The organism is Dehalococcoidales bacterium (assembly GCA_041652735.1).
Classification (GTDB): Bacteria; Chloroflexota; Dehalococcoidia; order Dehalococcoidales; family RBG-16-60-22; genus RBG-13-51-18.
In genome coordinates this window covers 48,521-61,467 of record JBAZGT010000007.1, presented here as the reverse complement: position 1 = coordinate 61,467, position 12,947 = coordinate 48,521, and the positions used below count along the sequence as shown (strand labels likewise).

13 protein-coding genes are annotated in these 12,947 nt (G+C 53.0%); 4 read left to right on the top strand and 9 right to left on the bottom strand.

Annotated features, from left to right (window positions below; all coding sequences use genetic code 11):
- Nucleotides 1–5 precede the first annotated feature (5 nt).
- Complete coding sequence (locus WC370_04140; protein ID MFA5308663.1) at nucleotides 6–638, top strand: response regulator transcription factor; 633 nt, start codon at nucleotides 6–8, stop codon at nucleotides 636–638.
- Here the strand turns inward: WC370_04140 and WC370_04135 are convergent.
- The 6 genes from WC370_04135 to WC370_04110 form a co-directional block, all read right to left on the bottom strand.
- A complete protein-coding gene (locus tag WC370_04135) occupies nucleotides 635–2,713 on the bottom strand; it encodes an MFS transporter (GenBank protein MFA5308662.1) in 2,079 nt (692 codons plus the stop codon). The two genes, WC370_04140 and WC370_04135, sit on opposite strands and share 4 nt — an antisense overlap.
- A gap of 153 nt (nucleotides 2,714–2,866) precedes the next feature.
- Nucleotides 2,867–3,076: a cold shock domain-containing protein gene (locus WC370_04130; protein ID MFA5308661.1), complete on the bottom strand. Its 210-nt coding sequence runs from the start codon at nucleotides 3,074–3,076 to the stop codon at nucleotides 2,867–2,869.
- A gap of 287 nt (nucleotides 3,077–3,363) precedes the next feature.
- Nucleotides 3,364–3,711 (bottom strand): hypothetical protein, encoded by a 348-nt coding sequence (locus WC370_04125; protein MFA5308660.1) that lies wholly within the window; start codon nucleotides 3,709–3,711, stop codon nucleotides 3,364–3,366.
- Nucleotides 3,712–3,744: 33 nt separating this feature from the next.
- Complete coding sequence (gene ftsZ, locus WC370_04120) at nucleotides 3,745–4,836, bottom strand: cell division protein FtsZ (GenBank protein MFA5308659.1); 1,092 nt, start codon at nucleotides 4,834–4,836, stop codon at nucleotides 3,745–3,747.
- A 28-nt stretch (nucleotides 4,837–4,864) separates the two neighbouring features.
- The gene (gene ftsA / locus WC370_04115; GenBank protein ID MFA5308658.1) at nucleotides 4,865–6,085 is read right to left on the bottom strand and encodes a cell division protein FtsA; all 1,221 of its coding nucleotides are present in this window, start codon (nucleotides 6,083–6,085) and stop codon (nucleotides 4,865–4,867) included.
- A gap of 72 nt (nucleotides 6,086–6,157) precedes the next feature.
- Nucleotides 6,158–6,373, bottom strand: a complete 216-nt coding sequence (locus WC370_04110; protein ID MFA5308657.1) for a hypothetical protein — start codon at nucleotides 6,371–6,373, stop codon at nucleotides 6,158–6,160.
- Nucleotides 6,374–6,615: 242 nt separating this feature from the next.
- Between WC370_04110 and WC370_04105 the strand changes: the two genes are divergently transcribed.
- A complete protein-coding gene (locus tag WC370_04105) occupies nucleotides 6,616–7,308 on the top strand; it encodes a hypothetical protein (protein MFA5308656.1) in 693 nt (230 codons plus the stop codon).
- A gap of 44 nt (nucleotides 7,309–7,352) precedes the next feature.
- Here WC370_04105 and WC370_04100 read toward each other — a convergent pair whose 3' ends face one another.
- From WC370_04100 to WC370_04090, 3 genes are all read right to left on the bottom strand, one after another.
- Nucleotides 7,353–8,303, bottom strand: a complete 951-nt coding sequence (locus WC370_04100; GenBank protein MFA5308655.1) for a TerC family protein — start codon at nucleotides 8,301–8,303, stop codon at nucleotides 7,353–7,355.
- A complete protein-coding gene (gene rlmN, locus WC370_04095; GenBank protein MFA5308654.1) occupies nucleotides 8,293–9,441 on the bottom strand; it encodes a 23S rRNA (adenine(2503)-C(2))-methyltransferase RlmN in 1,149 nt (382 codons plus the stop codon). The genes WC370_04100 and rlmN overlap by 11 nt, the downstream gene beginning before the upstream one ends.
- A 157-nt stretch (nucleotides 9,442–9,598) precedes the next feature.
- Nucleotides 9,599–9,892, bottom strand: coding sequence for a winged helix-turn-helix transcriptional regulator (locus tag WC370_04090; protein MFA5308653.1), 294 nt, complete (start codon nucleotides 9,890–9,892; stop codon nucleotides 9,599–9,601).
- Nucleotides 9,893–10,303: 411 nt separating this feature from the next.
- Between WC370_04090 and WC370_04085 the strand changes: the two genes are divergently transcribed.
- Together WC370_04085 and WC370_04080 are read left to right on the top strand one after the other, a co-directional pair.
- Nucleotides 10,304–12,436: a hypothetical protein gene (locus WC370_04085; protein MFA5308652.1), complete on the top strand. Its 2,133-nt coding sequence runs from the start codon at nucleotides 10,304–10,306 to the stop codon at nucleotides 12,434–12,436.
- 183 nt (nucleotides 12,437–12,619) lie between these two features.
- The gene (locus tag WC370_04080) at nucleotides 12,620–12,910 is read left to right on the top strand and encodes a hypothetical protein (protein MFA5308651.1); all 291 of its coding nucleotides are present in this window, start codon (nucleotides 12,620–12,622) and stop codon (nucleotides 12,908–12,910) included.
- The last annotated feature ends 37 nt before the right edge of the window (nucleotides 12,911–12,947 follow it).

Below are 12,947 nucleotides of genomic sequence, written 5' to 3'. Positions count from 1 at the left end.
TGCTGATGAAAATAATTATCTGCGACGACCAGGCGATTGTCCGGGACGGACTGGAAATGCTCCTGAAGCTCGAACGGGATATTGACGTAATAGGCCTGGCGAGCGATGGCGCCGAGGCCGTCAGGCTGGTGGCGGAAAAAGCACCTGACCTGGTGTTGATGGACCTCAAGATGCCGGTGATGAACGGTATTGAAGCCACCGGGCAGATACGTACCGAATATCCCGCCGTTAAAGTCCTGGTGCTGACCACCTATGACGATGACGAATGGGTACTAGATGCCATCCGGGCGGGAGCGTCCGGCTATCTGCTGAAGGACACCTCCCGGGAGGAGGTAGTCAAGGCGATAAGGGGCACGGTGGCCGGTAAAACGTACGTGGATCCCTCTGTGGCGGGGAAGGTATTGCGCCAGGCTTCCAGCCACCAGAACCAGCCGACCACACTTATCACCGATATCCTTACCGAAAGGGAAACGGAAGTGCTGCGTTTGATAGCCAGGGGCTTGAGCAACGCGGACATCGCGGATAAATTGTATTTATCCGAGGGTACGGTACGCAACCACGTGAGCGCTATCCTCGCCAAACTCGGCGTGGCGGACCGCACCCGGGCGGCCGTTTTAGCTATTCAGCACGGACTTTAGCGCAGATAGACCGGCACCTTTACCAGTTCCGGCAGTTTGCCTTGGAACGGCAGCTTTTCCGGACGGCACACTCTCGCAGGTACAGTACTCACTATCGGCGCCGGCTTGATATCAGGCACCGCTTTGAGGTCGCGATTTTCCCGCATCACGGACTGCATCGTTTCTCTAAGATAGTTCGTCCAGCCGGCATTATCGTGGTAAAGACCATTGCCGGCACCGGTACGACCCATGTCCTTTTTCGGCATCAGTAATACAGGCTCGGCTGTTCTGGCGGTATAAGCCGCGGCTATCTCCGAATCGCCGAACCAGGGGCGGCGTGACGATTTTGACACCACCGGGCGGTCTGATACCTTTTTCTCTTTTGCAGGGGTGGCCGCGGCCGCCCAATTGCGACGTGTGGTATTCAGCACACTTTTAGCCGGCATAACAGCTTCTTGTTTGATGATATTCGGCTGTATTAATTTTTCCGTTACCCAGGTCCGCCGCTGGCTCCGCCGCAAATTTTTAGACAGCGCAAGTATTTCCTCTTTAGCCGTCTGGGCTTTAGCCAGCCTCTCTTCCAGCAGCCGGTTATGTTGCCGCATCGCCTCCAGGTCAGCGGAAAGCTTGACCGCGTTATACTCGATGACCGGAGAATTTACCTGCTCTTCAGCTAACTCCTGCTGTTGATAAAACAGGCCGCGCCTGGATGTCACGGGCGTCCCGGGCACCGCCATTTCAACTTTAGGGGGCGACTTGGGTTTGCCGTAGGATACCGCCAGGTCCACCAATTTTGGTATCAAGTACATTACCACCACCGCCCGGAAGAAGCCGGAAATCATAAAGATGGTCAGTAGCCGGCTGCCGAAAATCATGAAAACGCCATCGACCAGGTAAGCGCCGATTAAGCCGCCCACGGCGGTGGAAAGCAGTATCAGACAGCGGGTATAGACGATGTATTTCAGCTTTTTCGCCGGTGGCGCTACTTTATACAGGTAGCTCTGGGTGGACAGGTCGAAAGCTCCCCAGCATATGCCTGATATCATCTGGACCGCGGCCAGGTAACCGATGTTGGAGCAGAACAGCCAGGCGATGGGGACGGCTGGAATGATGCGGGAAACGATGCCCAGCACCTTGATATTGCCCTTTTTATCCGCATATTTACCCCAGAAAGGCGCGCTGACCACCCTGGCCAGGTACTCCGTGGCGATAATAACCGTAAAACTCAGGTAGGTGAAATGTTTCTCCTCCAGCATATACACCGCGTACAGCGGCCCGGTCAATCCAACCGTAAGGTAGAACAAAGATGTAAATCCGATGAACAAGTTGAGTTTCTTCTCTTTTAACTCCTTTATATAGCTGAACAGGCCGAATTTTATTACAGGCGGTTCCGGCGCCGGTTTCACGGGCTCTTTCTTCACCGGCTCGTGCATATGGGTGAAAATGACAAAATCAAACGCGGACATCACCAGCGCGATAATAAATATGAAGGCGAAGCTTATCAGGCTTTTCTCTCCCTGAGCATCCAGCATGAACCCCAGCAGGCAGAAAGCGCCCAGGTAAAAAGCGCTCTTTATTGCCAGGCGCTGTCCCAGATAACGTCCCAAAGTCTGCGGCGGCACGATGTTGGACATCCAGTTGTCCCGTTGGAAACTTAGCAGTATCCCAGGCATGACGTTTACCAGCCACAGCATAGCCAGCCAAACCGGCGTAATGCCCATGTTGGACAACAGGAAAGCCAGGATAAGCGGTACCCATACCAGCAAGTTTAAAAAGCTGAGGATTACGGCGCCGCGCTTGGTCTGTCCCAGACGCTCGATAAGCGCCGGCGCTTTGATGCATACCAGGGACAGGCACAGATTGACCATTGTGGCCAGGATAGACACGCTTTGCGCGTTGGCCCCCGCCGCTATTATTGACGGGGACTGGTAATTGATGGCCGCTTCTTCCACCGCGGAAGAAGCGGCGTCCCCGTGAAAACGCAGCAGGTTATTTTTAGACTTGCGGTCATTATCGTTGTTGGTGCTATGATGACGGAGCGTATGCCTAACCCCTCTTTCAATACTTTTTTGTACCGGCCGAAAAAAACCGCGCACAAAAGAGAAAGCCTGCATTAGCAGACTTTCTTCAGTGTTCCTTATTCTTTTTTCCGCCGCGCCTTTGCAGCGGCTTAAGGCTCTTTCCCCACCCCTCCGGAACCGCCTCTTTTTAGTCGGCCCCGGTCCAGTTTATCGTTGTAGCGGACGCTATTATATCGACCGGCACAACTTAACGTCTTTAGCCACGAGTCCCTTCTCTCCCAACCCCACCTTATAGCTTACGTTTTGCCCTTCTTTAAGAGCCCCGAATTTAATGCCTTCAAGCTGACTGTAATGGAAAAATATATCTTTTCCAGCGTTGCTGGAGACAAAACCATAGCCATGCTCACCAACCAGACGCATTACCGTTCCAGTTGTCATGATTATCCCTCCATTAAGAGGAAGCGACCCTTGGTTTGTGATTATCTGCCCAGAGCCGATTCCTGTTTCTTTCTTACAGGCCGGGTACCATGCCCGTGCTTCACGTCTTTGAATGCTTCTTTATATGACCTGCGCTGTGATTGTTTTTCTGCTTTTCTGCCCATTATATTCTTTCCTTTGCCGGTTCTTTTCTTTCTATTATAGCCTAACCGGTGTCTCTGTTTCTATTATTATATCCCCGGACCGGCCAGGAAAGCCCTTCTTTTCCGCTTTTTTAGTGTGGCCGACTACACATGCTCCAGTACCAACTGCCAATCACGCCAGTCCAGGAGCGCCACGTTCAGTATCAGCTTCCGGGTTGCCTCTTCCTTGGTCAGCCTGTAAAAGACATTTCCGTTTTCACTAACCGGCGAAAGCAAGCCTTCATCGGCCATCTGTTTCAACGCCTGTTCTACTTCCAGTCGGCTCCCGGCTTCATCGATGGCATGTACCACCGCCAGGTGGCTGAACCGTCCGTTGGGGTGTATCGCGAAAAACCTGAGCAGTCCCAGGCAGCACCGGTTGCCTACGAATTTCTTCATCAGCTGGCTCATGCAAGTCCTGTCCTGGTTAATGGCAACATCAATAATTGTCACTAGGGCGCTCCTTTCCTGTTCCTAATAGTAGTGTTAGTTTCTCCTGCCGGGACTGGTCCTGGAAGGCTGATAAGCGGTACGCTGCCGGGCGAAGGAAGGCGTATCCAGTTCATCATCCCCGATGCCCTTAAGCAGACGGGTCAACTCTTTTTCTTTGACATCTCCGGCCATGTCCTCCCTGGACTGGAAACCAGTAGCAACCAGGGTAAGCCGAACATCATTGCCCATGTTGGGGTCCAGCATTACGCCGAATATTACGTTGGCCTGCGGGTCCACCGCCTGCCGGATTATCTCAGCGGCATTATTGACCTCAAATAAGGTGAGAGACGCGCCGGCGATGTTGAAGAGCACACCCTTGGCGCCGTGCACGGATACATCCAGCAGCGGGCTGGCCAGGGCTTCTCTGGCGGCATCTATGGCGCGGTTCTGTCCCGTCCCCCGCCCGATGGACATCCAGGCCGGACCGGCGTCTTTCATTATCGTCCGTACATCAGCGAAGTCCAGATTAATCAGGCCGGGTACGGTGATAACCTCGGCAATTGACTGCACACCATGGTGCAGCACTTCATCCGCCAGGCGGAATGCCCCGTCCACGCTCGTTTTCTGGTCACACAAGTCGAGCAGACGGTCGTTGGGGATAATAATCAGGGTATCTACGTTCTGCATCAAGGCCTTGATGCCTTCTTCCGCGGTCTTGTTCCGGTGCGTACCTTCGAAAGAAAATGGTTTGGTCACCACGGCGATAGTGAGCGCCCCGCTCTTCTTGGCCATTTCAGCGATTATCGGAGCCGAGCCGGTGCCAGTACCCCCACCCATGCCGGCCGTGATGAAAATCATATCCGCTCCGGAGACCACTTCGGCGATGGCATCACGGCTTTCCTCAGCTGCCTTGCGGCCGATAAGATTGTCCCCGCCGGCACCCAGGCCGCGGGTGGCCTTTCCACCCAGCTGTACACGCTGCATTGCCTCGGTAATTTCGAGGGCTTGCTCGTCCGTATTCATCGCGATAAACTCAACCCCGCGCAGGTGTTCGCGGACCATTCTCGATACCGCGTTGCAGCCGCCACCCCCGGTCCCGATTACTTTTATTCTAGCGCCGCTGGAGATATAACTTGATTTTGCCATTACAGCCCTCCATCAATATATTCAATTGTTATTTTCTAAAGAGTTTGAGTATACGTGCCATGATGCCTTGCGGTCCTTTTTCACTGACCTTTGGCGCCGCCGATTTATCATGGCTCTGTTTCTTAAGGTTCCACAAAAGGAGACCGACGCCGGTGGCATGGGCGGGATTGTCCAGTACGTCTCCCACACCGCGGAGTTTCATCGGATAGCCAAGCCTGACCGGCATCCTGGTTATCTTCTGCCCCAATTCGGCAATACCGTTAAGGTTGGCGCCGCCGCCGGTTATTACCAGTCCGGCCGGGATTAATTTCCGGTAATCGGATTGGGGGAGCTCCAGCATAATAAGCCGCAGCATTTCCTCAACCCTGACGCGGATAATATCAGAAAGGTCATTATAAGAGATACTGTGCCCGTCCCCGGTAATGGCTATTTCCTTCGGGTTCATATCTACGTCCTTGGGGGTCACATCACCGTATCTCTTTTTCATTTCCTCGGCGAGCTCATAAGTAATGCCCAGCCCTACCGAGATATCGCGGGTTACCTGATAGCCGGCTACAGGCAATACGGAAGTGTGGTAAATGGTGTCATCTTTAAAGAGCGCCAGGTCCGTGGTGCCGCCGCCGATGTCCACCAGCAGTACACCGTCCTGTCTTTCTTCCGTCTCCAGTACCGCCTCAGCACTGGCGAGAGGTTCCATTACCAGGTCTTCTACCTCTACGCCGATGCCGCGGATGCATTTGGTCAGGTTCTGTATAGAGGTTACACCCGCAGTAATAATATGGGTTTCCACATCCAGGCGGAAACCGTGCATGCCGACGGGGTTTTTAACATGCCCCTGGCCATCAACCACGTATTCGCGGGGAATAACGTGGAGAAGCTTCTGTTCGGTAGGCACTTTCACGATGCGGGCTACATCCAGGACACGCTTCAGATCATCCGGGTGGACCACCTGATTGTTGCGCGTAATAGAGATGGAACCTTTGTTATTCACCGATGAAATGTGCCTGCCGGTAACGCCAATATAAGCCGATTCCAGTCTCCGCCCGGCCATCTGTTCCGCCATCCGTACCGATTGTCTTATCGATTCTTTGGCTTCGTTAATGTTGACCACCAGGCCCTTATGGAGACCACGCGATGGGACTACACCAACTCCCAAAACGCGAATGCCCTCGTCATCGCGGACATCGGCCATGATTGTGCATACCTTGGTTGTTCCGACATCGATAGCGCCTATCCTGTCTCTTTTCACTTATACCTCCTTTACGGCGTTGCCGCCGCCTGCATGGCAGGTTCTTACCTTATATATATATATGAGTATTTGCTATTTACCTCTGGTATCGCGGAAGCGGATGTTCCACTTGTTGCAGAGAGCATGAAGGTGCTCTTTGAACTCGTTGTTCGGAATCCGGTATAGTTCAGCCAGGAAACCATGCAGCAGTTCGCCGCCGGTCATGTTGGGCGCCGCATCTTCCGGCCCGGGGAGATTGATGTAAACGATTTCCGTCATAAGTTTTTGGTACTCGATTGGGGTAGCCATTTGATTAAGTCCCTCCTTTAAAATTTTGTGCGTTTTTACCGTTTATTCAAAACGATAATTAATCTTACCCTATTCCAACACCAGCCTCTAAATATTGTCCTTACTGTTTCTCGGGCGTCCCGTAATAATTCCATAACGCACCACGCTGTTTACCAGAAACATTTTTCCGTGTTTCCAGAATATAATGCTTGTAACTTGTCCTCTTTTGGCATATAATGGTTAACATTAAGTGAGGGTTGATTATGGTCATTGAAAAAGGACGCAAACACCTGCCCCCTTATGTCTCTTACCGCACCTTCCATAATTTTATAGAACGCTTACAGGAGCAAATGCCTTCCCGTATCGACCGCAGCTACTGGGGGGAGACTTTGTCCGGCAGCACCGGCATCCAGCTGATGGCGGCCCTGCGTTTTCTGAACCTAATCGATGCCAATGGCAAGCCGCTGGAACGCCTTAAGCCGCTGGTGTCCGCCCGGGGAGAGCAGCGGGCACAGCTTCTCCGCATCATCGCTTTTGACGCGTTCAGCTTTGTCCTGGAGAGCACCCTGGAGCTGGAAAACGCCACCTACGCGCAACTGGTTGAAGTATTCCATAACACCTTCCAACTGACCGATGATGTCAGCCGGAAATGCGTGAAATTCTTTATCGCGCTGGCTAATGATGCCGGCATGCCGCTATCACCGTTTATTACCAAACGGACCAGATCGGCCTATTCCGGCGCTGGTACTAAAGTAATATCCAAGAAAGCGGTAAATAGGACAAAGCGGAATGCGGAAATTCCACAAGCTGTGGACGAAATACCAAAGGCTTCATCTTGGAATGGTATGCTGCTCTCCAAGTTTCCTGATTTCGACCCGTCCTGGAACGATGACCTCAAGCTAAAATGGTTCACCGCTTTTGACGAGCTGCTGAAAAAAGGAATCACCAAAGGTTAGAGGACAGCCACCCTACGGCACCGGTCAAGAATAATAATACCAGCCTATTCTTTTGCCGAATCATCCGTTTTCCCGTTTTTTTCCGGTATGAGTACGGAGGCTATCGCCGATATTGCCAATATCCCTATTACCACTCCTAGAGACACTATCTGTGAAATTTCTACGTGAAAGAAATCGGCGGAGACTACCATTTTCACCCCGAGGAACACCAGGATTACCGCCAGACCATAGTTAAGAAAGCGCAACCGCAGTATCACGCCGGCTAACGCAAAGTAAATCGCCCGCAGTCCCAGAATCGCGAAGATATTTGACGTGTACACGATAAACGGGTCCCGCGTTATCGCCAAAACAGCCGGGACCGAATCCACCGCGAAGATAATATCCGTGGTCTCGATGACGATCAGCACCAGTAAAAGAGGCGTGGCCAGCAGATACCTCTTGCCTTTCACGAAAAACCGGCTGCCGTGAAACCGTTTGGTAATAGGCATAAACTTGCGGAAAAGCCGCAGCACGGGGTTCTTCTCCGGTTTCAGCTCCCTGTCTTTCTGCGTGACCAATTTTATCCCCGTAAAGATCAGGAAAGCCCCGAAGATATAAATAACCCAGTGGAGGTTGTCCAGCAGCGTTATGCCGGTGGCGATGAAAATGCCGCGCATGACTATCGCCCCCACGATACCCCAAAAAAGGACGCGATGCTGGTGTTGCTCCGGTACGGAGAAGTAAGTAAATATCAGCAGAAAGACGAACAGGTTATCAACACTAAGGGATTCCTCCACCAGGTACCCGGTGAAGAAATTCAATGCCTTCTCCGAGCCGAGCATCAGGTAGATGCTGAGACCGAACAACAACGCGAGGGAAATCCAAACGGCGCTCCACAGCAGCGCCTCCTTTACTTTAACCTTATGCGCCTGGCGCTGGAAGACTCCCAAGTCCAGCCCCAGCGCCACCGGCACAATGATGGCAAAGGCTATCCACAGAATCGTTTCATGAGACATGATTCGCTTTTTCCCATCTTGAGTCTTTCTTTCGCTCCCTACCGGTCTCTTTAAGGTAGCGGCTCCGCAACTGACCGCACCCGGCGTCAATATCCTGCCCGCGCCGCTCGCGTAAGGTTACATTAACATGACACTGCTTCAATGTCTCCTCGAAAGCCAGCACCCGGTGGTACGGTGGCGGCTGGAAAGCTTTTTCCGAGGTAAGGTTGGCGGGGATAAGGTTAACGTGGCATTTAATGCCCCGGATAAGCATTGCCAGGGTACGCGCTTGCTCCGGGGAATCATTAAGGCCGTTAAAAAGTATATATTCAAAACTCAGGCGCCGCCCCTTCACCAGACTGTATTCCCGGCAGGCCTGAATAAGATCTTCCAGCGGATATTTGCGGTTTACCGGTACCAGTCTATCCCGGAGTTTATTATCACTGGCGTGGAGGGATACTGCCAGGCCTACCTGCAGCTTTTCTTTACTCAGGCGCTTAATCTGGGGCACCAGCCCGGCCGTGGAAATTACCATGTTCCGCGCCCCCAGTTTAAAACACTCCGGCGCGTTCAGCGTCTCTACTGCCTGCCATAAAGCGTCATAATTCGCCAGAGGCTCCCCCATGCCCATAAAAACGATGTTGGAAACGCGTCCACCGGTTTTTCCTGCCGGGTCCCCGCTTTCCCTGGAATTGTCTCTCAGAAAGCCCGCAAAATACAATGCCTGGTCAATTATCTCACCCGAGGTGAGATTGCGCTGGTACCCCTGCTGGCCGGTGGCGCAAAAAGGGCATCCGATACTGCACCCCGCCTGGGTAGAAACACAGACCGTCCGGCGCTCTCCCCCATCCTCCCCGCCATAATACATCAGCGCCGCTTCCACAGTGTTGCCGTCAGCCAGAGCGAATAAAGACTTTACCGTGCCATCTTTTCCGGTCGACTGTTGGATTCGCTCCAGGCTATGTAATTTTGTCTCCTGCGCCAATCTTTCACGAAACGCCAGCGGCAGGTCGGTCATTTCTGCCAAAGAAAATGCCAACTTCTCATAAACCCATTTCCTGAGCTGTCCGGCGCGGTAACCAGGCTCTCCCATCGATATGATAAATTCTTCGAACTGCCCGCAGGACAACTCGGTAAGACTATCAGGTTTCAAGAACATGTTTTATGTTATCTCCTGGCATGCTACAACGCTACTGCCTGACGTGAGCATTATAACACGGGTAAATTGATTTCTGAAAACCGGCGGGGATGCTCTGGGAAAAGAGGTTAACGTTAAGGGTAGGATTTATCGTAATTAAGCGTTTTACTGGAGAGTATCAGAGAATTTGCTCGTCTTTCTTCCAGCCAAGGGCTTTAAGCAAATCACCTACGGCTACTTCCAAATGGGAGTCCCGCCGCAGTGACAGATGCGGATTGATACGGTATCTCACTCCCCTGCCTTCCGGCTTTTTACGGATATATCCACCGGCGACCAGGTCCGCGATGATTTTTCTAACCGCCCTTTCCGTGATGCCCATCGCCATGGCAAGCTCTAACGCAGTAATACGCGGCTGCTTGGAGATTAAACTGAGGACTACTGCATGTCTGGTTATAAAAGTCCACTCTGGCATGTTATTTCTCCTGGATATACCAACAGGCTCACGGAACAATGTTGACACTAATCCATCGTGGTGATATTATTACATGAAGGATTGATTCATGTATCAATAAAACATGATTCGTAATTTATTATTAACATATTTTTTACTATTTTGCAACTATTGAATCTCCCGGCCAATAATATTTCTTTTTCCGGGGCACCTATTTACCAGTGCGATTATGAAAATACGCAAATATATACGAAAATATTGTGGCAGACATCTGGCAAATTACATAAAATAGTACTATAATAATATCCGTTTAGAGCCTTTCGAGGCAGTGAAAATACTGCCCTGTGAACGATAATAGGCAAATAAAGGAGAACGCACATGGTTGGTAAGTTTTCCCCGGAACCAGAGAAGACTGCAAAATCTCCCAAAATAATGAGTAAACCGCTCCCTCAGATTCTCGATGAAATGGACGAGAATATCCGGGCAGCGGCGGAAGCCGCCCGTAAAGCCGAAGAGGCAGCGAGAGCGGCCAAAGAAGCTGCCGCCGCGGCTACCAAAGCTTCTTCCGAAGCTGAGAAACGCGCCGAGGAAGCCAAGAGGGCCGGTCAGCTGGCCGCCGAGACGGCTACCAAAGCCGCCGCGGACGCTGCCCGCAAAGCGGAAGAAACCGCCAAAGCCGCCCGGCTCGCCGCCGAAGCCGCCATGCGTAAAGCTGAGGAAGCTGACGCTAGCGCCAAGGCCGCTATCGAATCTTTCCGTAAAGCCGCGGAAGAAGCCGCCAAGAAAGCTCAGGTTGCCTCGGACGCTGCCCGCGCCGCCGCTGAAACGGCCGCCAAAGCGGCACAAAAAGCCGCCTCTGATGCTACCAAGAAATCCGAGGAAGCCTCCCGTCAAGCCGAGGAAGCCAGTGCCGCCGCCAAGCTTGCCGCCGAGGAAGCTGTCCGCTTGGCACAGCAAGCCGGAGCGGAAGCAACTAAAGCTGCCGGGGATGCCACCAGGCGGGCAGAAAAAGCCAGTGAGACTGCCAGGCTCGCTGCAGAAGCTGCCATGAGAGCTGCGGAAGCCGCTGCTGCGGAAGCTGCACGTAAGGCGGAAGAGGCCATGAGAGCCGCGGAAGAAGCCGCCAATGAAGCTACCCGCAAGATGGAGGAAATAGAACTCGCCGCTAAGGCCGCTCTGGCCGCCGCGGAAAAAGCTGCGGAAGAAGCCGCCGCCCGCGCCCAGGAAAAAGCTTCCATAGCTACCCAGTCCGTCCACGAATCTATTGAAGCGGCCAACGCCGCCGGCAAACTGGCGGATGATGATGCCAAAGACGCTAAAACAGCCCGGGCTGAACTTACCAATACATTCTCGGCGGAAACCGCCGTTAAATCTGAACAAGCCGGCAGGAAAGCCAAACGCTCTGCCGCCAGCGCCTACCAGGCTGCTGATGTAGTACAATTGAGAGCTCAAGCTGCTGACGCCGCCGGCGATGAGGCTATTGATGCCGCTTCTAGAGTTACCGGCCGACTCGCCGAGAGGGTGGAAGAAGCCGGTCAGGAAGCCAAAGCTGCTGCTGCCAAGGGTATCCAGGTAGCTGACAAGACCCGCAAGAAAGCTGCCCTGGCGGATATGGCCGGTGATGAAGCCATAGAAGCCGCCTCCCAGGCGCTGCACCAGATGGTAAAACAGGCGGAAGCCATGGCCAAGGCTGCTGAAGCCGCTGCCGATGCCGCCCGCGCCGCTTCCCTGGAAGCTGAAAAAGCCGCCAGGGCTGCCGCTGCGGAAGCTGCACGTAAGGCTGAAACCGCTATCAGGACCGCCAGCGAAGACGCCAGAAAAGCTGCACAAGAAGCCAAACTAGCCGCGGAAGAAGCCAAGAAAGCTGCCGAAGCCGCCAGCTTGAAAGCGCAACAAGCTGCTGAAGGGGCAGCCAAGAAAGCTACTGAAGCCGCCATGTTGGCCAAGGAAGCTGCGGAAGCTGCCAGCCTGAAAGCTCAAAAAGCCGCGGAAGAAGCCAAGAAAGCTGCCGAAGCCGCCAGTCTTAAAGCGCAACAAGCTGCTGAAGAGGCAACTAAGAAAGCTACTGAAGCCGCCATGCTGGCCAAGGAAGCTGCAGAAGCTGCCAGCCTGAAAGCTCAAAAAGCCGCTGAGGAAGCTGCCAAGAAAGCTGCGGAAGCCTCCATGCGGGCCAAGGAAGCCGCTGAAGCCGCTGCCAAATCCGTAGGTGAAAACGCCGCTAGAGCCGCTGAAGCCGCTAAAATGGCGGCTCAGGAAGCCGCCAAGCGTGCCGAAGAAGTGGCCAGGGCTGCCCACGCCGCCGCTGAAGAAGCCAGGCGCGCCACAGAAGCTACCGCCTCCAGGGCGGAAGATGTTGCCAGGCAAGCTATCGCCGCAGCGGAGGCTGCTTCCAGAGCCGCCGAAGAAGCTGGTAGAAAAGCCGCGGAAGCCATCCCTACCGCTTTAGTGCGTAAAGTACTCGGTTCCTGGGAATTTATCGTGTTCCTGATTGTTGCCATGCTGGCCTCGGTATTCGGTGCCGTTGCCATCAGCGTTGGTCTTTCCGCTCTCGGTCTGGGTTTCTAAATAAAATAATATATGTATATAGTATCGTAACTTAATATGTACTCCCGGGGAAGGACGAGTTCTATTACAGACCGTCCTTCTCCATCTTGTTGGCATACCATACCTTTGAAATTGTGTGGTAAATAAAATAAATAATATAATTAGTGAGAGACTGCCGCGAGGCATGCCTTATAAGGAGAAAACGTGGTAACCGAAATGAAACCCAAGAAAATTATGACTCAACCTCTCCCCCAGATTCTTGATGAGATTGAAGATAGCATCCGGCTGTCTAACGAGGCCGCGGCTGATGCCCGCAAAGCAGCTGAAGAAGCCCGCCGTGCCGGTGAAAAAGCCGCCAGCGAGGCTTCCAGAGTGGCCGCCGATGCCATTTTCAAGGTCCAGAAAACCGCGGAAGAAGCTTTAGCTCTCGCCCGGCTGCTGAACTCCACCCTGGTTGAAATGGCTGCGGGTGTTGAGAAACGATTATTAAAATAGAATATTGCGACTTTTTTAAGTCATATAAGGAGCTACT

Excerpts from the sequence above, each read along its gene's own strand:
- WC370_04140 (MFA5308663.1), top strand. The coding sequence starts at position 6 with ATGAAAATAATTATCTGCGACGACCAGGCGATTGTCCGGGACGGACTG.
- ftsZ (MFA5308659.1), bottom strand. The coding sequence starts at position 4,836 with ATGGCAAAATCAAGTTATATCTCCAGCGGCGCTAGAATAAAAGTAATC.
- WC370_04100 (MFA5308655.1), bottom strand. The coding sequence starts at position 8,303 with ATGTCTCATGAAACGATTCTGTGGATAGCCTTTGCCATCATTGTGCCG.
- WC370_04085 (MFA5308652.1), top strand. The coding sequence starts at position 10,304 with ATGAGTAAACCGCTCCCTCAGATTCTCGATGAAATGGACGAGAATATC.
- WC370_04105 (MFA5308656.1), top strand. The coding sequence starts at position 6,616 with ATGGTCATTGAAAAAGGACGCAAACACCTGCCCCCTTATGTCTCTTAC.
- WC370_04090 (MFA5308653.1), bottom strand. The coding sequence starts at position 9,892 with ATGCCAGAGTGGACTTTTATAACCAGACATGCAGTAGTCCTCAGTTTA.
- WC370_04130 (MFA5308661.1), bottom strand. The coding sequence starts at position 3,076 with ATGACAACTGGAACGGTAATGCGTCTGGTTGGTGAGCATGGCTATGGT.
- WC370_04110 (MFA5308657.1), bottom strand. The coding sequence starts at position 6,373 with ATGGCTACCCCAATCGAGTACCAAAAACTTATGACGGAAATCGTTTAC.
- rlmN (MFA5308654.1), bottom strand. The coding sequence starts at position 9,441 with ATGTTCTTGAAACCTGATAGTCTTACCGAGTTGTCCTGCGGGCAGTTC.